The sequence below is a fragment of the Blastococcus sp. CT_GayMR20 genome (genome assembly GCF_004570345.1).
The window spans coordinates 32,612-49,318 of the sequence record NZ_SPQM01000003.1 but is presented as its reverse complement, the minus strand read 5'-3'; the positions used below and the strand labels follow the sequence as shown (position 1 = coordinate 49,318).

The following is a 16,707-nucleotide window of genomic DNA, read 5'->3' as shown; positions in this document are numbered from 1 at the left end:
CGGAGAAGCAGCGCATGCTGGGCACATGGCCTGGCTGCCACCGGAGGACCTGCCGCCGCCCCGGGTACCGACGTCCGAGGTTGCCGCACTGGTGGACGCAGGCCCTCCCGGACCGGACAACCCGGTGACCGTGGCCGCCGTCTTCTGGACGGCGGTCACCGAGCCCGACGGCCCGAACCTCGACGTCCTCAGCGTCATCGTCACCCCCGAGAGCTGGCGGGGGTGGGGCACCTTCGCCGGCCCCGCCGAGCTCCTGCTCGGCTACGGCATGGCGTCGGAGGCCACTCCGTCGGTCGACGACCCGGACGTCGTCTACATCACCTACCTGCGCGACACCGGCGAGACCACCGGGCCGCCGCCGGACATGGTCCTTGTCGGGGACATCGCCATCGCGACCCTGGTGCGCCGGCCTCGGCTGGGCGGCTGGCGGGTGCACGCGCTCGGCGACTACGTCAGGCCGGAGAACGTTCCGCACGACGACCAGGCCCCGCTACGTTGATCTCCCACTCGACCTGCTCGGAGGGAGCTCCCCGTGACATCTCGGCTGAACCCCTACATCGGTTTCTCGGGCAACGCACGCCAGGCCGCGGAGTTCTACCGGGACGTGTTCGGCGGGGACCTCGCCGTGGACACCTACGGCGGGAGCGGCATGGCCGCCCCGGGTGACGAGGACAAGGTCATGCACGCCCAGCTGGAGACGCCGGCCGGCTACACCCTCATGCTCTCGGACGCGCCCGCCGGCATGGAGCCCAGCACCGGCAGCAACATCTCCATCAGCCTCAGCGGGGACGACGCCGACGACCTCCGCGGCTACTTCACCAAGCTCGCCGAGGGCGGCAGCGTGACCATGCCGCTGGAGAAGCAGGTCTGGGGCGACGAGTTCGGCATGTGCGTCGACCGGTTCGGGATCCAGTGGATGGTCAACATCTCCCAGCCGTCCTAGTCCTCGATCACGTCCAGCCCCTGCTCCCGCAGCTGCGCCAGGTGGTCCAGCATCCCCTTCAGCACCTCGGGGTCGTGGCCCTCCCAGTCGTCGACCTCGCCGACGACGCGCAGCGGATGGCGGGTGCGGTAGGACTCCGTGGGGTTGCCGGGGAATCTCTTGTTCGTCACGTTCGGGTCGTCCTCGAAGGGGCCGACGGGCTCGACGACGTAGATGCGTCCCCGCTCTCCGTTCCCGGCCGGCGCGGTCGCCAGCTCCGCACCCCAGATCGCGGTGTCCACGAGGGCGGTGAAGTAGATGTGGTTCGACACCCGGCCCGCCTGGAAGTTGGAGCCGTAGCCGGGGACCAGTTCGTCGCCGACCTCGAGCACGGACCTCGTCCCGTGGAAGAAGGGTCCCTGGATCTGCTCGCAGTGGTCGTAGGTCACGGGGACGTACGTGCTGCCGTTCTCGCCCATCCCGTCACCGTATGGGGACCCACGACAGGCCGACGAGGGCCAGAGGTGGTACTCCCTGTCCATGAGCGGGAGTGAGTACGTGATCGGTCGGCGAGCAGGTGCCGGCGGCGGTCCGGTCGGGGAGCGGCACGCGGTGGTCGCCGTCGCCACGCGCAAGGACGGGCCGTACCGGGCGGAGTGCGGCGCGAAGGTCGACGTGGTCGACGGCGACTGGCCCCCGGAGGGCGGGGACGAGCACGCCTGCCCGGTGTGCGTCCGTGACACCGGGACTCCCTGGGGCTGACCCGCTCAGCGGCGGCGCCGGCGGTTGCCGAAGATGCCGCGCGTCAGCTCGCGGCCGAGCGCCGAGGCCGCCGAACGCGCGAAGGACCGGAACGCCGCGGACCCGAGCACCGTGCCGACGACGTCGTCCCCGGGCGGTTCCTCGGCCCGGCTCCGCCGACGCTGTGCCGGCTCGCGGATCTCCGGCCACGGGTTCGGCAGCTCGGGCTCCGGTGCCTAGGCCGGCGGGGGCGGCGGCGGGGGAGCGAGGCGGGCGGCCAGGCGCTCGTAGGCCGACTCCCGGTCCACCGGCTGCCCGTACTTCACCCACAGCGGCGAGCCCGCGACGGCAGCCGACAGGACGGCGGGATCGACCGGTGCCATGAGCGAGCGCGGCGCGCGCAGCATCGTCCAGGCCACCGGCGTGGGTGAGCCGCGCTCGGACAGCACCGTCACCGCGGCCTCGCCCGTGCCCAGGGACGTGAGCATCTCCGCGACGTCGTAGTCGTCGGACTCGGGAAACGTCGACACGGTCCTGCGGAGGGCCTTGGCGTCCTCGGGGGTGAACGTGCGCAGGGCGTGCTGCACGCGGTTGCCGAGCTGGCCGAGCACCGCGCTCGGGACGTCGGTCGGGTTCTGCGTGACGAAGAAGATGCCCACCCCCTTCGACCGGATGAGCCGCACGGTCTGCGTGACCGACTCGAGGAACGCCTTGCTCGCCCCGCTGAACAGCAGGTGCGCCTCGTCGAAGAAGAAGACCAGCTTGGGCTTGTCGAGGTCGCCGGCCTCGGGCAGCTCCTCGAACAGCTCGGCCAGTAGCCACATGAGGAAGGTCGAGAAGAGGGCCGGGCGGTCCTGGACGGCGGCCAGCTCGACCGCCGTGATCACGCCGCGGCCGTCGGCCGCGGTCCGCAGGATGTCGGCCGGCTCCCACTCGGGCTCGCCGAAGAAGACGTCGCCGCCGAGCTCCTCCAGCCCGATGAGGTTGCGCAGGATCACGCCCGCGGTGGCCGACGACAGCCCGCCGAGGCTCTTCAGCTGCGGCTTGCCCTCGTCGCTGACCAGCCAGCTGACGACCGACCGCAGGTCCTTGAGGTCGAGCAGCGGCAGCCCGGCGTCGTCGGCGTAGTGGAAGATCAGCCCGAGCGAACTCTCCTGCGTGGGGTTGAGGTCGAGCACCTTCGACAGCAGCACCGGCCCGAAGTCGGTCACCGTCGCGCGCACCGGCACCCCCGGACCCAGTCCGCCCAGCGACAGGAACTCCACCGGGTAGGACGTCGCCGCCCACGGGTCACCGGTGCCGGTGGCCCGCTCCGTGATCCGGTCACCCGCGGCGCCGGGCTGGGCCAGCCCGCTCAGGTCCCCTTTGATGTCGGCCAGCACGACGGGCACCCCCGCCGTCGACAGCTGCTCGGCGATCACCTGCAGCGTCTTCGTCTTGCCGGTGCCGGTCGCGCCCGCGATGAGGCCGTGCCGGTTCATCATGGCCAGCGGCACCCGGACCTGCGCCTCGGGATGCGGCACGCCGCCGTGCATCACGGCGCCCAGTTCCAGCGCCGCGCCCTCGATCGCGTAGCCGGCCGCGACCCGGGCGGCGGTCTCCGCGCCGGCGTCCCGCGCCTGAGGGCTCGACTCGCTCACAGCGGGACCGTAACGGCCGGTCCCGCTGCCCGCTGCGGAATGCCGAGCACAACCGGACGCCGCACCAGTCGTTCCCATACCGGGCGGGCACGTCGCGCGCCCGGTGGAGCGGAGGAGTTCCTGTGCGCCGGAGTCCGTCCAGGCTGGTGATCGTGGCGGCCGCGCTGCTCGTCCTCTTCGGCGGCGGGACGGCGACGGCCACGCCCGCGCCGTCGGCCGGTGAGTTCGCGCCGCTGGACAGGCCCGGTCCCCGGCTCAGCGTGCCGGCCGCCCACTTGGACGCGGCGCTCACCTGCAACGGGTCCCTGAAGGGCCTTTCCCGTGACCCGATCCTGCTCGCGCCGGGCACGACCATGAACCCGGAGGTGAACTTCGCCTGGAACTACGAGCGGGCGTTCACCCGGCTCGGGTGGCGCTGGTGCGCGGTGACCCTCCCGTACGACGCCACCGGTGACATCCAGGTGGCAGGGGAGTACGTCGTCCACGCCCTGCGCACGATCAGCAGGCAGTCGGGCCGCGACGTGGACGTCGTCGGGTGGAGCCAGGGCGGCATGGTCCCGCGCTGGGCGCTGCGCTTCTGGCCCGACACCCGCGCGCTCGTCGACGACCTCGTCGGCCTCAGCCCCTCCAACCACGGCACGTCGGTCGCCGACGCCGCCTGTCAACGTGACTGCAACCCCTCGTTCCACCAGCAGGCGTCGCAGTCGCGCTTCCTGCAGGCGCTCAACAGCGGCACGGAGACGTTCGCCGGCATCGACTACACCGTCGCGTACACGAACGCAGACGAGGTCGTCGTGCCGAACGCCGGACCGGCCCGGAGCTCGGCGCTGCACTCCGGTCAGGGCCGGATCGCCACCATCGCCCTGCAGGAGGTCTGCCCGGCGAACGCGGCCGACCACTTCGCGATCGGCAGCTACGACGCCGTCGGCTACGCGATCGTCGTGGACGCACTGCTCAACGACGGCCCCGCCGTGCGCGCCCGGATCCCGCTGACCACCTGTGGCCAGCCGTTCCAACCCGGGGTCGACCCCGCGACGTTCCACCGCGACTACGCCGCCTTCCTCCGCTACGCCGGCGACGGCTCGGGCAACGCTCCGTCGGAGCCGGACGAGCCGGCCCTGGAGCCGTACGTGTTCGCCCGTTGATGACTCCTCGGGGCGGTCAGCCGTCCGCCGCGTGCTGCCAGTCCCGCGGGCTCAGGCCGTAGGCGGCACGGAACCGCCGGGAGAAGTGGCTGGCGTCGCGGAAACCGCACGCCCGGGCGGTGGCGGCGACCGCCCGCCGCCGTCCGGCCGGAGTCCGGAGTTCAGCGCGCGCGGCCTCGAGTCGCCGGCCGATGATCCACTGCTCGAGGCTCGTCCCCGCCCCCGCGAAAGCCTGGTAGAGCTGCCGCACGGACACGCTGTGCGCCGCCGCGATCCCCTCCGGCGTCAGCTCCGGGTCCCTCAGGTGCTGCTGGACGTAGGTCGTGACCCGCGTGAGCAGGGTGTCGGCCAGGACCGGCGGCAGGAGCCGCTCGTCCGCGGCGGCCGAGACCAGGAGAGCCCGCAGGAGCTCGGTGGTCGCCGTTCCCAGGATCGCCGCGGCCGGGTCGGCTGCCAGCTCGTCGGCGGACCGTGCGAGCCGGGCCAGGTGCCGGAGCACGAGCTCGTACAGCGGGCTCGCGGGTAGTCGCCCTGCGGCGCGTCGGACGACGTCCACCGGCAGGGCGAGCTGCTCGTAGGGGACCTGGAAGGCACGTGAGCCGCCGGTGCCCTCCCAGGAGAAGGAGTACGGGGCGGTCAGGTCGTTGAGCATCAGATCGCCCGCGCCGACGAGCTGGTCGCGGCCGAACTGCGTGAACCGGCCCTGCCCGTGCGGCTGGACCGCGATCGCCACCACGGCCGGCGCCTCCATCCGCACGTGCTTGGGCGTCCGGACGAGCCGGAAACCCGACGAGTCGGCCGTGAAGAGGTTCCCCCGGCCGCACATCCACAAGTTCATCCGTGCCTGGATCCGGTCGGCCGGGGCGAAATGCTCGATGCGGCACGGCACCGATGCCTGGCCCATGGCCGCGCGGAACGCGTCCACCCGCTCGTCGACCGGCAGACCGGCGGTGTCGAGAAGCAGCATGGCGACCCCCGGGGAGCGACTCGGCCGTCGCGGAATCACGCGGCGCGGACCGGCGTCCCCGTTGACCGGCCGAGCATCGCAGAGCGCTCCCGCGCAGGGAACGCCTCAGCGCGGGAGGAGGTCCTGCAGAGAGGGACCGGAGCTGTGCACGTACAGGCCACCTGCGATCCGGGCCGACTGCCAGGCTCGGCGATACGGATGAGCCGACAACTAATTCGCAGGGAGACAGGCATGGCCTTCTTCACGACCGACGACGCCACCGAGATCTTCTACAAGGACTGGGGCAGCGGTCAGCCGGTCCTCTTCAGTCACGGCTGGCCGCTCAACGCCGATGCCTGGGACGGCTCGATGCACCACATCGCGTCCCACGGCTTCCGGGCGATCGCCCACGACCGGCGGGGGCATGGTCGCTCGTCACAGCCGTGGGACGGCAACGACATGGACACCTACGCCGACGACCTGGCCGGGCTCATCGACTCGCTGGACCTGCACGACGTGATCCTGGTCGGCCACTCCACAGGCGGCGGTGAGGTGACCCGGTACATGGGCCGCCACGGCACCGCCCGGGTGGCGAAGGCGGTGCTGCTGGGTGCCGTTCCGCCGCTGATGCTGAAGACCGACGCCCATCCCGACGGCCTGCCGATCGAGGCGTTCGACGGGATCCGCGCGGGCGTCGCGGGGAACAGGTCGCAGTTCTACCGGGACCTGGCCGTCCCGTTCTACGGGATGAACCGGGACGGCGCCGACGTCCCGCAGGGCGTCGTCGACGCCTTCTGGATGTGGAGCATGCAGGCTGGTCTCGCAGGGGCGCTCGACTGCATCCGGGCCTTCTCCGAGACCGACTTCACCCAGGACCTGCACCAGATCGACGTCCCCGTGCTCGTCGCCCACGGCGACGACGACCAGATCGTGCCCTTCGCCGACTCCGCGCCGAAGACGGCGGAGCTGTTGAAGGACGCGACGCTGAAGGTCTACCCCGGCGCGCCGCACGGCCTGACCGGAGCCCATGAGCAGGAGTTCAACGCCGACCTGCTCGCGTTCGCGCGGGCGTGAGAGGAAGCGACATGACCGACATCCCTGCCCCGCGACCGGCCGACGGACCTGCGCCCGGCGGTCCGGACACGATCGTGCTCGTCCACGGCTTCTGGGTGACCCCCCGCAGCTGGGAGAACTGGAAGACCCACTACGAGGCCAAGGGCTTCCGTGTCCTGACGCCGGCCTATCCGGGTTTCGAGGTCGAGGTCGAGGCGCTGAACGCCGACCCCAGCGTCATCGCGGAGCTGACCCTCCCGACGATCATGGCGCACCTGGAAGGTGTCGTCGGTGCGCTGGGGAAGCCCCCGATCCTCATCGGCCACTCCGCCGGCGGCACGCTGGTGCAGCTGCTGCTCGACCGCGGCTACGGAGCCGTCGGTGTCGTCCTGAACTCGGCACCCACCGAGGGCGTGCGGGTGCTGCCGCTGTCCCAGCTGCGGTCGACCTTCACCGCGTTCAAGAACCCGGCCAACCGGCACCGCGCCGTCCCGCTCACCTACGAGCAGTGGCACTACGCGTTCACCAACACCTTCGACGAGCCGGAGTCCCGGGCGCTCTACGAGCGGTACGCGATCCCGGCGTCCGGGCGGATCCTGTGGGACTCGGTGCTGGCGAACTTCATGCCCGGTCCGCAGGACGCGGCGGTGGACTACGAGAACCAGGACCGGCCGCCACTGCTGTTCATCTCCGGCAGCGAGGACCACATCATGCCGCCGAGCGTGCAGCGCTCCAACGTCAAGCACTACACGTCCGGCGTCCTCACCGAGCACGAGGAGTACCCGGGGTACGCGCACCTGCTCCCGGCGCAGGAGGGCTGGGAGGCCCTCGCGGACCACGCGCTGGAGTGGGCGCTCGGGCACGCGGTCCAGCGGCAGGCGGCCGGCCAGCAGTGAAGGACGTGCGGCTCACCCACATCGGCGGGCCGACCGTCCTCATCGAGGTGCACGGCTGGCGGTTGCTGGTCGACCCGACGTTCGACGCCCCCGGCCGGAGGTACGCCTTCGGCTGGGGGACGTCGTCGCGCAAGGTGACCGGTCCGGCCGTGGCGGCCGCCGACGTGCTGCCGGTGGACGCGGTCCTGCTCAGCCACGACCACCACGCCGACAACCTCGACGACGCGGGGCGGGCGCTGCTGCCTGCCGCCGGGGTCGTGGTGACCACGCTGCCCGGCGCCCGGCGGCTCGGCTCCGCGCGGGGCCTCAGGGCCTGGGACACGACGGAGCTCACGGCCGCCGGGCGGCCGCCGATCGAGATCACCGCCACCCCGGCCCGGCACGGCCCACCGCTGAGCCGGCCCGTCGCCGGTGCCGTCGTCGGCTTCGCGTTGCGGTGGGCCGGTCAGGAGGACGGCGTGCTCTGGATCTCGGGGGACACGGTGCTCTTCGACGGCGTGCGCACGGTGGCCGAGCGCCTGCGGGTGGACACCGCGCTGCTGCACCTCGGTGGCGTCCGGTTCCCGGTCACCGGTCCGCTGCGGTACTCGATGACGGCCCGCCAGGCCGTGGAGCTGTGCCGCCTCCTGCGGCCGCGCACCGCCATCCCGGTCCACTACGAGGGGTGGTCGCACTTCCGGCAGGGACGCGACGCCGTGGAGGCGGAGTTCGGCCGGGCGCCGGGCGAGGCCCAGGCCCTGCGCTGGCTCCCGCTGGGGGTGGGCGTGGACCTGGCGGCGTGACGGGAGGTGGGCCCGTCACGCCGCCCGCCAGTCGTCGGGTCAGCCGCCGCGCTCCACCTCCGCCTGGACGACACCGCGCAGGGCGGTGAGCAGCGCCTCGTCCGAGGCGTCGCCACGGTCGATGGCCTGCCGCGCGCCGGCGGGCAGCAGATCGAGGTCCACGGTGTCCAGCCACGCCACGTCCGAGCCGTTGCGGCGGCCCACCTCGAGCCCCTCACCACCGCTGCGGAGGACGTACTCCTCGCTGTCGATCCTGATCGTCATGTCGTCGGTCATGACCGCCACCTACCCGCATCCCCCTCGGATCCACGCCAGGATGGCGGTGTGGAGGAAGAGTTCTGCGAGATCGTCGTGACCGGCCCGGACGCCGACTGGCTCGCCGGCTACACCCGGACCCTCGTCGACGAGCGGCTGGCCGCGTGCGGCCACACCCTGGCCGCCGTCCGGTCGGTCTACCGCTGGGACGGCGCCGTCCACGACGAGCCCGAGGCGCGGGTGGCGCTGCACACGCGCCGCTCGCTGGTGCCGGAGATCCTCGGGCGCACCGCGGAGCTGCACCCTTACGACGTCCCGTGCGTGATCGCCCTGCCGCTCGTGGGCGGCAACCCGGCGTACCTTCGCTGGATCGCCGACGAGACCAGGCCACCGGAGAGCTGAGCCCTCCGGCTCACCCGAGCGGGTGGGCCGGTCCCGTTCCGCTGCTCCTGCGGTCCCCCCTGCCGATGAGAGAAGCAGGGACGTCGGCCGGCGACGTCCGCGAGAAGGAGGGGGACGACGTGGGACCGCTCCCGGAACGCGCCGAGCCGTCCCTCGACGTGCGCCGCGCGGACGGCGCCGCCGCCGACGCCGGGCTGATGCGGTCCGTGCTCGACGCGCTGCCCTCGCCGACGGTCCTGCTCGACCCCGACGGCACGATCGTCATGGGCAACTCCGCGTGGACGGCGGCGGACGAGGAGTACGGCGGACACATCGCCGTCGGCGCCGACTACTACGCCAGCGCGCTGCGTCTCTGCGACGACGACGCCGCCCGGTACCTCGTGCACTCGCTCCGGGAACTGGCGCGCGGCGACCGCGCGCAGGTCTCCGTCGACCGCTCGCTGTCGAGCCCCGCTGGCGCCGGCACGCTGTGGTTCCACGTACAGGGCAGCCGGGTCGACCGGAGCGGGCACGTCGTCGTCACTCACACCGACGTCACCGCGCGCGTGCAGGCCGAGCGGACGTCGGCGTGGCAGGCGCGCCACGACCACCTCACCGAGCTGCCGAACCGGGCCCACCTCCACGAGCTCATCGACGCCGAGCTGCAGCGGGCCGACCGCCCCTCGGTCGCCGTGCTCTTCCTCGACGTCGACGGGTTCAAGGACGTCAACGACTCCCTCGGGCACGACGTCGGCGACGAGCTGCTCCGGCAGCTGGCGAGCCGGCTCCTGGCGGGCACCCGCGCCCAGGACACGGTCGGCCGCCTGGGTGGCGACGAGTTCGTCGTCCTCTGCCGTGACTGCGACACCGACGGCGCGGAGCACCTGGCCGCGCGGTGCCAGGCGGCCCTGGAGAAGCCGTTCGACCTCGGCGGCCGTGCCGTCCGGCTCAGCGCCAGCATCGGGATCGCCGCCGTCGGCCGGACCGACGACCACAGCTCCCGGTCGACCGACCTCGTGCGGGACGCCGACCTGGCGATGTACGCGGCGAAGGCCGCCGGCCGGAACCGGGTCCGCGTCTTCAGCCCCGACCTCAGGTCCGCGGTGCAGCAGCGGATGCAGCTGGCAGCGGAGCTGCGGGACGCGATCGAGAGCGACCAGCTCGTGCTGCACTACCAGCCGGTCATCCACCTGCCGACCGGCCTCGTCGACGGCGCCGAGGCCCTCGTGCGCTGGCGGCACCCGGAGCGGGGCCTGGTCCCGCCGTGCGAGTTCATCCCCCTCGCGGAGCAGTACGAGCTGATCGGCCCGCTCACCCGCTGGGTGCTGGCGACCGCGACCCGGCAGGCCGCCGCCTGGCACTCCTCGGGGCTGTCCCTGCTCGTCGGGGTCAACGTCAGTGCGGTGACGATCGCCGGTGGGACGCTCCTCTCCGACGTCGCCGCGGCGCTCGCCGAGTCGGGGCTGCCGGCCGACCGCCTGGTCATCGAGCTCACGGAGACGACGGTGGCCGACGACCCGGAGCGGGCGGCCGAGCAGTTCGCCTCCCTCCGCGTCTCCGGCGTCGAGGTCGCGATCGACGACTTCGGGAGCGGCTACTCCTCGCTCGGGCAGCTGGTCAACATCCCGGCAGGCGTGCTGAAGATCGACCGCAGCCTGGTGGCCGGCTCCCCGGACCGCCGGAGCCAGTCCGCCGCGGCGATCGCGGCGGTCGTCGCGCTCGCGCGCGCCTGCGGCATGCGGAGCCTGGCCGAGGGCGTGGAGACGGCCGAGCAGCTGGCGCTGGCGCAGGAGCTCGGCTGCACCTACGCGCAGGGCTTCTTCATCGCGCGGCCGATGCCGGCCGAGGACGTGCCCGCCTGGGTCGGCGCCCGGTCCGACGGGCTGCGGGCGCCGAGCGCGCGGCGCTGAACCCGCTCAGCCCGGCTCGCCACGGGCCTTGCGCCGGATGATCACGACGAGGTCCACGAGCGCGACGGCCGCGAGCACGAACAGCGCCACCGCCGTCCAGACCGGGAGTCCGGCCGCGAGGAAGATGATCCCCCCGGCGACGCAGACGACGAGACCGAAGCCGGCGAGCACCAGCCGCAGCGTCAGCGCGGACCGGGCCGGTGCAGCGCCGCCGAAACCGGCCGTCGGGTCGTGGTGGTCGGGGAGGCCCTGTTCGTAGTCCTCCCGCGACCGGGGTCTTCGCGGCTCGCTCATGCCGTGAATCCCTACCCCCGCGAGGGGCGCACTACCCTGGCTAGACGTGGCTGCCGACTTCGCCGTCGTACTCGACGAGCTCAACACGACCCTGAAGTCGATCGAGGCCGTCCTGCGCATCGACGACATGCGCAACGAGATCGCCGACCTCGAGCAACAGGCCGCGGCGCCCGACCTCTGGAACGACGTCGAGGCCGCGCAGGCGATCACCTCGAAGCTCTCCTACCTGCAGGGCGACCTCCGCCGCGTCGAGGAGCTGCGCAGCCGACTGGACGACGTGGCGCTCCTGCACGAGATGGCGGAGGAGGAGGGCGACGACGCCACGACCGCCGAGACCGAGCGGGAGCTGACCAGCATCCGCGCCGTCATCGACGAGCTCGAGGTCCGCACCCTGCTCAACGGCGAGTACGACTCCCGCGAGGCGCTCGTGACGATCCGCTCCGAGGCCGGGGGAGTGGACGCCGCGGACTTCGCCGAGATGCTCATGCGCATGTACCTGCGCTGGGCCGAGCGGCACAAGTACCCCACCGAGGTCCTCGACGTCAGCTACGCGGAGGAGGCGGGGATCAAGTCGGCCACCTTCGCCGTCAAGGTGCCCTACGCCTACGGCACCCTCTCCGTCGAGCAGGGCACGCACCGGCTCGTCCGCATCTCGCCGTTCGACAACCAGGGCCGCCGGCAGACGTCGTTCGCCGGTGTCGAGGTGCTGCCGGTGGTCGAGCAGACCGACCACGTCGAGATCCCCGAGAACGAGATCCGGGTCGACGTCTTCCGGTCCTCCGGCCCCGGGGGGCAGAGCGTCAACACCACCGACTCCGCCGTCCGGATGACGCACATCCCGACCGGCATCGTGGTGTCCTGCCAGAACGAGAAGAGCCAGATCCAGAACCGGGCCGCGGCGCTGCGCGTGCTCCAGGCCCGGCTGCTCGTCGTCCGGCAGGCCGAGCAGCGCGCCGAGATGGACGCACTCAAGGGCGAGGGCAGCAGCTGGGGCAACCAGATGCGCTCCTACGTCCTGCACCCGTACCAGATGGTCAAGGACCTGCGCACCGAGCACGAGACCGGCAACACCGCCTCGGTGCTCGACGGCGACATCGACGCCTTCATCGAGGCCGGCATCCGGTGGCGCCGTCAGCAGGAGACCGCAGCCCTGAACTGAGCGTCGCCGCCCGCGGGAACGAGTCCGGAGAGTTCCCGTGCGTCCGCCTCGGACGAGCAGCCGGGGCAGGTACCGTGGCGCCTCGTGATCGAAATGCAACACGTCACCAAGCTCTACCCGGCCAGCGGCCGGCCGGCCCTCGACGACGTGTCCACCGAGATCGACAAGGGCGAGTTCGTCTTCCTGATCGGGTCCTCCGGTTCGGGCAAGTCGACGTTCCTGCGCCTCCTGCTCAAGGAGGACACCCCCACCTCGGGCACCGTCGTCGTCAACGGCAAGACGCTGAACACGATGAGCAAGTGGCAGGTGCCCAAGCTGCGCCGGACCATGGGCTGCGTCTTCCAGGACTTCCGCCTGCTGCGCGACCGCACGGTCGCCCAGAACGTGGCGTTCGCCCTCGAGGTCATCAACAAGCCCACGCGGACGATCAAGCGGGTCGTGCCCGAGGTGCTGGAGATGGTGGGCCTGGAGGGCAAGGCGCACCGGCTCCCCAGCGAGCTCTCCGGTGGTGAGCAGCAGCGCGTGGCGATCGCCCGGGCCTTCGTGAACCGGCCGCTGGTCCTGCTCGCCGACGAGCCCACCGGAAACCTCGACCCGGAGACCAGCGAGGGGATCATGCTGCTGCTGGAGCGGATCAACCGCACCGGCACCACGGTGATCATGGCGACGCACGACTACCACATCGTCGACTCCATGCGCCGCCGCGTCATCGAGCTCAACGGGGGCCAGATCACCCGCGACCAGTCGCGGGGCGTCTACGGCGTCGGCCGCTAGTCCGGCCCGGCCCGACCGACCCCTCACGAACCCACTGACAGGGAATCCATGCGCGTCAACTTCGTCCTCTCCGAGGTGGCCACCGGGCTTCGTCGCAACCTGACCATGACGGTCGCGATGATCCTGACGACGGCCATCTCCCTCGGACTCATGGGCACCGGCCTGCTGATCGCCGGGATGATCTCCGACATGAAGGAGATCTACTACGACAAGGTGCAGGTCTCCATCTTCCTGGCCGACGACGTCACCGAGGAGCAGCGCACCGCCATCCAGACGGAGCTGGAGGGCTCGAACGAGGTCAAGAGCTTCATCTACGAGTCCAAGGACGAGGCCTACGAGCGCTTCCAGCAGCAGTTCAGCCAGCAGCCCGAGCTGGTCGAGAACACCCCCGCCGACGCGCTGCCCGAGAGCTTCCGCGTGGAGCTGGAGAACCCGGAGCGGTTCCGCGTCATCGCCGAGGAGTTCCCGAACGGGCAGAACGGCGTGGACCAGGTCCGCGACGAGGGCGAGTTCCTCGACCGCCTGTTCAGCCTGCTCAACGGCGCCCGCAACGCGACGATCGCCGTGGCGGTGGTCCAGGCGCTGGCGGCGCTGCTGCTGATCTCGAACACCATCCAGCTGGCCGCGTTCAACCGCCGCAACGAGACGAACATCATGCGGCTGGTCGGCGCCTCGCGCTGGTACACCCAGCTCCCGTTCATCCTCGAGGCCGCGGTCGCCGGCCTGATCGGTGCGCTGCTGGCGATCGGCGGGCTGATCCTCACCAAGGTGCTCTTCGTCGACAAGACGCTCGCCGGGCCGATCAAGGCGGGGATCATCCCGCCGGTCGACTGGTCGGCGATCGCCTTCATCAGCCCGATCATCGCCGCCGCCGGCGTGGGTCTGGCCGGCATCGCCGCCTACGTGACGCTCAGGCTGTACGTGCGCCTGTAGTTCGGCCCCTGCTCTTCCCACCGAGATCGGCGATCTGGTCGCTTCCTGCGCCTCTTGGCGACCACATCGCCGATCTCGCGGTGTTCCGAAGGCAAGATCGCGCTCCCCGGTAGCCTTGAGGCATGCCGCGGGAACAGGGGCGGAAGTTCATCGCCCAGAACAAGAAGGCGCGGCACGACTACTCCATCCTCGACACCTACGAGGTCGGCCTCGCGCTGACCGGCACCGAGGTCAAGAGCCTTCGTGCCGGCCGTGCCTCCCTCGTCGACGGGTTCGCCTCGATCGACGACGGGGAGGTGTGGCTGCAGCACGTCCACATCCCCGAGTACGTACAGGGCACGTGGACCAACCACGCCCCGCGCCGCAAGCGCAAGGTGCTCATGCACCGCAGCGAGATCGACAAGCTGGTCAGCAAGATCAAGGAAGGCGGGCTCACGCTCGTCCCGCTCGACCTGTACTTCAAGGACGGCAAGGTCAAGGCGACGCTCGCCCTCGCGAAGGGCAAGAAGTCCTACGACAAGCGGCACGACCTCGCCGAGCGGGACTCCCGCCGCGAGATCCAGAAGGCCTTCGGGCGGTACGTGAAGGGACGCCGTTGAGGGGTATCGCCTACGACCGGTTCGGCGACGAGAGCGTCCTGCAGCTGCGCGACGACCTGCCCGAGCCCCCGGTCGGCCCGGACACCGTCCTCGTCCGCGTGCACGCCGCGGGTGTGAACCCGGTCGACATGGCGATCCGCGAGGGCCACCTCGCCGGCGCGTACCCGCACCACTTCCCGATCGTCCCGGGGTGGGACGTGTCCGGGGTCGTCGAGGCCGCCGGTCCCGCGGTGACCGGCCTCGCCGCCGGCGACGAGGTGTTCGGCTACGTCCGCCGGGACGACGTCCAGTGGGGGACCATGGCCGAGCTCGTGCCCGCCCCGCAGCGCTGCCTGTGGCACAAGCCGGAGTCGCTGTCGTTCGCCGAGGCCGGGGCGCTGCCGCTCGCCGGGCTGACCGCGTACCAGGCGCTCACCGAGGCCCTCGACGTGGGCGAGGGTGACCGCGTCCTCGTCCACCGGGCGGCGGGCGGCGTCGGCTTCACTGCCGTCCAGATCGCCGTGGCGCTGGGCGCCCACGTGATCGGCACGGCCAGCCCGAGGAACCACGGCTTCCTGCGGGACGCCGGTGCGGCCGAGGTCCTCGACTACTCCGCCGGCCCGATCAGCGAGCAGCTGTCGGAGCCGGCCGACGCCGTCCTCGACCTGGTCGGCGGGGAGACGCTGGCCGACTCCCCGAAGCAGGTCCGCAACCCCTCCCGGATCGTGAGCGTCGTCGACCCCTCGGTCCGCGACCTCGGCGGCCGCTACGTGTTCGTCCGGCCCGAGCAGCACGACCTCGAGGAACTGGGCCGGATGGCCGACGCCGGCCAGCTGCGGGTGCCGATCGCCAAGGCGTTCCCGCTGGAACTGGTCGCCGAGGCCCAGCGGCTGGTGTCCGGCGGGCACGTGCGGGGCAAGGTCGTCGTCACGCTCCGATGACCGCGAGAGCGACGCCCGAGCGAGCACCGCAGGGAGCGCCAGCGACCGAGGAGCGGAACGAGGGCGGAGCCGAGCAATGACCTCGCTGCACCCGCCGGCCGACGACGCCGACGTGCCGCGGTACTGGCGCGAGCTGGGGCTGCCCGGGCTGGTCGACGTGCACGTGCACTTCCTGCCCGACCCGGTGCAGGCCAAGGTCTGGCAGTACTTCGCGCAGGCCGAGACGCACTACGGCGCTGGCTGGCCGATCACCTATGCGCTGCCGGTGGACGAACGCCTCGCCGTCCTCGACCGGCTGGGTGTGCGCGCCTTCCCGACGTTGCCGTACCCGCACAAGCCCGGCATGGCCGCCTGGCTGAACGAGTGGTCGGCCGCGTTCGCACGCCGCGACCCGCGGGTGCTGCGGTCGGCGACCTTCTACCCCGAGCCGGAGGCCGCCGGGTACGTCGCCGAGGCACTGGCCGGCGGCACGCGGGTGTTCAAGGTGCACGTGCAGGTGGGGCGCTTCGACCCGCGCGACCCGTTGCTCGACGAGGTCTGGGCCGGCCTGGAGGAGGCCGGGACACCGGTGGTCATCCACTGCGGGTCCGGTCCGCTGGCGGGCGAGCACACCGGGCCCGAGCCGGTGACCGGGCTGCTCGAGAGGTATCCGCGGCTGCAGTTGGTGGTCGCGCACCTGGGCATGCCCGAGTACCGCGACTTCCTCGAGCTGGCCGAGCGGTACGAGCGCGTGCACCTGGACACCACGATGTTCGCCACCGACTTCACCGAGCGGCTGATGCCGTTCGACCCTGCGGACCGGCCGCGACTGTCGGCCCTGCGTGCCAAGGTGCTCCTCGGCAGCGACTTCCCGTCCATCCCGTACCCGTACGCCCACCAGCTGCAGGCGCTGCACCGGCTCGGGCTGGGGGAGGAGTGGCTGCGCGCCGTCCTCTGGGAGAACGGCGCCCGGCTGTTCGACCTGGAGGCCTGATGCCCAGCTTCACCCTGACCGCCGCCGTCCTCGGCACGCCGGACCCCCGTGGACTGGCCCGCTTCTACCAGCGGCTGCTCGGCTGGCCGCTGCGGGACGACACCGGCGAGTGGGCGACGCTGCGGCCGGCCGACGGGAGCACGGGGCTGTCCTTCCAGCTGGAGAACGACCACGAGCCACCGGTGTGGCCGCCCGAGCCGGGCACGCAGCAGATGCAGCTGCACCTCGACATCCTGGTCGACGATCTCGAGGGGGCGTGCGCCGTCGCCGAGGACGCCGGTGCCACGCTCGCCGGTGGCCACGAGGACGACGACGAGATCGTGCGCGTCTACCGCGACCCTGCGGGTCACCCCTTCTGCCTGTTCGTGCGCCGCTGAATTCGGT

21 protein-coding genes are annotated in these 16,707 nt (G+C 72.0%); 16 read left to right on the top strand and 5 right to left on the bottom strand.

The genetic code is table 11. From position 1 onward, the window contains the following. Positions 1-25: 25 nt before the first annotated feature. Both E4P40_RS01395 and E4P40_RS01390 read left to right on the top strand, forming a co-directional pair. The gene (locus E4P40_RS01395) at positions 26-499 is read left to right on the top strand and encodes a hypothetical protein (protein ID WP_135156899.1); all 474 of its coding nucleotides are present in this window, start codon (positions 26-28) and stop codon (positions 497-499) included. A 33-nt stretch (positions 500-532) separates the two neighbouring features. Next, entirely contained in the window at positions 533-943 is a 411-nt protein-coding gene (locus tag E4P40_RS01390; RefSeq protein ID WP_135156897.1) for a VOC family protein, read from the top strand. On the opposite strand, the gene arr is transcribed toward E4P40_RS01390, so the two are convergent. Continuing rightward, positions 940-1,401 carry an NAD(+)--rifampin ADP-ribosyltransferase gene (arr, locus tag E4P40_RS01385; protein WP_135156895.1) on the bottom strand — a complete coding sequence of 154 codons (462 nt, stop codon included), beginning with the start codon at positions 1,399-1,401 and terminating at the stop codon, positions 940-942. The genes E4P40_RS01390 and arr overlap by 4 nt on opposite strands. Positions 1,402-1,462: 61 nt before the next feature. On the opposite strand from arr, the gene E4P40_RS01380 reads away from it, so the two are divergent. Further along, the gene (locus E4P40_RS01380; protein ID WP_135156893.1) at positions 1,463-1,684 is read left to right on the top strand and encodes a hypothetical protein; all 222 of its coding nucleotides are present in this window, start codon (positions 1,463-1,465) and stop codon (positions 1,682-1,684) included. 215 nt (positions 1,685-1,899) lie between these two features. On the opposite strand, the gene E4P40_RS01375 is transcribed toward E4P40_RS01380, so the two are convergent. Further along, positions 1,900-3,303: a helicase HerA-like domain-containing protein gene (locus tag E4P40_RS01375; RefSeq protein ID WP_245160082.1), complete on the bottom strand. Its 1,404-nt coding sequence runs from the start codon at positions 3,301-3,303 to the stop codon at positions 1,900-1,902. A 122-nt stretch (positions 3,304-3,425) separates the two neighbouring features. Here E4P40_RS01375 and E4P40_RS01370 point away from each other — a divergent pair, with 122 nt between their 5' ends. Further along, positions 3,426-4,448 (top strand): lipase, encoded by a 1,023-nt coding sequence (locus tag E4P40_RS01370; protein ID WP_135156885.1) that lies wholly within the window; start codon positions 3,426-3,428, stop codon positions 4,446-4,448. A gap of 16 nt (positions 4,449-4,464) precedes the next feature. On the opposite strand, the gene E4P40_RS01365 is transcribed toward E4P40_RS01370, so the two are convergent. Next, positions 4,465-5,415: a helix-turn-helix domain-containing protein gene (locus E4P40_RS01365; RefSeq protein WP_135156883.1), complete on the bottom strand. Its 951-nt coding sequence runs from the start codon at positions 5,413-5,415 to the stop codon at positions 4,465-4,467. Between the two features lie 231 nt (positions 5,416-5,646). Between E4P40_RS01365 and E4P40_RS01360 the strand changes: the two genes are divergently transcribed. From E4P40_RS01360 to E4P40_RS01350, 3 genes are read left to right on the top strand one after another with little or no spacing between them, the layout of a single operon-like run. Beyond that, positions 5,647-6,468 carry an alpha/beta hydrolase gene (locus tag E4P40_RS01360; RefSeq protein ID WP_135156881.1) on the top strand — a complete coding sequence of 274 codons (822 nt, stop codon included), beginning with the start codon at positions 5,647-5,649 and terminating at the stop codon, positions 6,466-6,468. Between the two features lie 11 nt (positions 6,469-6,479). Beyond that, entirely contained in the window at positions 6,480-7,343 is an 864-nt protein-coding gene (locus E4P40_RS01355) for an alpha/beta hydrolase (protein ID WP_135156879.1), read from the top strand. Positions 7,344-7,348: 5 nt separating this feature from the next. Next, complete coding sequence (locus tag E4P40_RS01350) at positions 7,349-8,125, top strand: MBL fold metallo-hydrolase (RefSeq protein ID WP_209305161.1); 777 nt, start codon at positions 7,349-7,351, stop codon at positions 8,123-8,125. A gap of 39 nt (positions 8,126-8,164) precedes the next feature. On the opposite strand, the gene E4P40_RS01345 is transcribed toward E4P40_RS01350, so the two are convergent. After that, positions 8,165-8,401, bottom strand: a complete 237-nt coding sequence (locus tag E4P40_RS01345) for a hypothetical protein (protein WP_135156875.1) — start codon at positions 8,399-8,401, stop codon at positions 8,165-8,167. Positions 8,402-8,449: 48 nt separating this feature from the next. Between E4P40_RS01345 and cutA the strand changes: the two genes are divergently transcribed. Both cutA and E4P40_RS01335 read left to right on the top strand, forming a co-directional pair. Then, positions 8,450-8,782: a divalent-cation tolerance protein CutA gene (gene cutA, locus E4P40_RS01340; protein ID WP_135156873.1), complete on the top strand. Its 333-nt coding sequence runs from the start codon at positions 8,450-8,452 to the stop codon at positions 8,780-8,782. A gap of 65 nt (positions 8,783-8,847) precedes the next feature. Then, positions 8,848-10,671 (top strand): bifunctional diguanylate cyclase/phosphodiesterase, encoded by a 1,824-nt coding sequence (locus tag E4P40_RS01335; RefSeq protein WP_135156871.1) that lies wholly within the window; start codon positions 8,848-8,850, stop codon positions 10,669-10,671. Between the two features lie 6 nt (positions 10,672-10,677). Here E4P40_RS01335 and E4P40_RS01330 read toward each other — a convergent pair whose 3' ends face one another. Next, a complete protein-coding gene (locus E4P40_RS01330) occupies positions 10,678-10,965 on the bottom strand; it encodes a DUF6343 family protein (RefSeq protein ID WP_135156869.1) in 288 nt (95 codons plus the stop codon). A gap of 46 nt (positions 10,966-11,011) precedes the next feature. Here E4P40_RS01330 and prfB point away from each other — a divergent pair, with 46 nt between their 5' ends. The 7 genes from prfB (at position 11,012) to E4P40_RS01295 (ending at position 16,700) form a co-directional block, all read left to right on the top strand. Next, a complete protein-coding gene (prfB, locus tag E4P40_RS01325; protein ID WP_135156867.1) occupies positions 11,012-12,124 on the top strand; it encodes a peptide chain release factor 2 in 1,113 nt (370 codons plus the stop codon). Between the two features lie 93 nt (positions 12,125-12,217). Continuing rightward, positions 12,218-12,898 carry a cell division ATP-binding protein FtsE gene (ftsE, locus tag E4P40_RS01320; RefSeq protein ID WP_209305164.1) on the top strand — a complete coding sequence of 227 codons (681 nt, stop codon included), beginning with the start codon at positions 12,218-12,220 and terminating at the stop codon, positions 12,896-12,898. Positions 12,899-12,946: 48 nt separating this feature from the next. Next, entirely contained in the window at positions 12,947-13,831 is an 885-nt protein-coding gene (gene ftsX / locus E4P40_RS01315) for a permease-like cell division protein FtsX (RefSeq protein WP_135156863.1), read from the top strand. Between the two features lie 122 nt (positions 13,832-13,953). Beyond that, positions 13,954-14,430 carry an SsrA-binding protein SmpB gene (gene smpB, locus E4P40_RS01310; RefSeq protein WP_135156861.1) on the top strand — a complete coding sequence of 159 codons (477 nt, stop codon included), beginning with the start codon at positions 13,954-13,956 and terminating at the stop codon, positions 14,428-14,430. Continuing rightward, the gene (locus E4P40_RS01305) at positions 14,427-15,350 is read left to right on the top strand and encodes an NADP-dependent oxidoreductase (RefSeq protein ID WP_135156859.1); all 924 of its coding nucleotides are present in this window, start codon (positions 14,427-14,429) and stop codon (positions 15,348-15,350) included. The genes smpB and E4P40_RS01305 overlap by 4 nt, the downstream gene beginning before the upstream one ends. Positions 15,351-15,426: 76 nt before the next feature. After that, on the top strand, positions 15,427-16,323 hold the full coding sequence (locus E4P40_RS01300; RefSeq protein WP_135156857.1) for an amidohydrolase family protein: 897 nt from the start codon (positions 15,427-15,429) through the stop codon (positions 16,321-16,323). Next, positions 16,323-16,700, top strand: a complete 378-nt coding sequence (locus E4P40_RS01295; protein WP_135156855.1) for a VOC family protein — start codon at positions 16,323-16,325, stop codon at positions 16,698-16,700. The genes E4P40_RS01300 and E4P40_RS01295 overlap by 1 nt, the downstream gene beginning before the upstream one ends. Positions 16,701-16,707 lie beyond the last annotated feature (7 nt).

Coding starts and splice junctions, on each gene's coding strand:
- E4P40_RS01330 (WP_135156869.1), bottom strand. CDS start 10,965: ATGAGCGAGCCGCGAAGACCCCGGTCGCGGGAGGACTACGAACAGGGC.
- E4P40_RS01295 (WP_135156855.1), top strand. CDS start 16,323: ATGCCCAGCTTCACCCTGACCGCCGCCGTCCTCGGCACGCCGGACCCC.
- E4P40_RS01355 (WP_135156879.1), top strand. CDS start 6,480: ATGACCGACATCCCTGCCCCGCGACCGGCCGACGGACCTGCGCCCGGC.
- E4P40_RS01380 (WP_135156893.1), top strand. CDS start 1,463: ATGAGCGGGAGTGAGTACGTGATCGGTCGGCGAGCAGGTGCCGGCGGC.
- E4P40_RS01345 (WP_135156875.1), bottom strand. CDS start 8,401: ATGACCGACGACATGACGATCAGGATCGACAGCGAGGAGTACGTCCTC.
- E4P40_RS01360 (WP_135156881.1), top strand. CDS start 5,647: ATGGCCTTCTTCACGACCGACGACGCCACCGAGATCTTCTACAAGGAC.
- E4P40_RS01300 (WP_135156857.1), top strand. CDS start 15,427: ATGACCTCGCTGCACCCGCCGGCCGACGACGCCGACGTGCCGCGGTAC.
- smpB (WP_135156861.1), top strand. CDS start 13,954: ATGCCGCGGGAACAGGGGCGGAAGTTCATCGCCCAGAACAAGAAGGCG.
- ftsX (WP_135156863.1), top strand. CDS start 12,947: ATGCGCGTCAACTTCGTCCTCTCCGAGGTGGCCACCGGGCTTCGTCGC.
- E4P40_RS01335 (WP_135156871.1), top strand. CDS start 8,848: ATGAGAGAAGCAGGGACGTCGGCCGGCGACGTCCGCGAGAAGGAGGGG.
- E4P40_RS01365 (WP_135156883.1), bottom strand. CDS start 5,415: ATGCTGCTTCTCGACACCGCCGGTCTGCCGGTCGACGAGCGGGTGGAC.
- ftsE (WP_209305164.1), top strand. CDS start 12,218: ATGCAACACGTCACCAAGCTCTACCCGGCCAGCGGCCGGCCGGCCCTC.
- arr (WP_135156895.1), bottom strand. CDS start 1,401: ATGGGCGAGAACGGCAGCACGTACGTCCCCGTGACCTACGACCACTGC.
- E4P40_RS01395 (WP_135156899.1), top strand. CDS start 26: ATGGCCTGGCTGCCACCGGAGGACCTGCCGCCGCCCCGGGTACCGACG.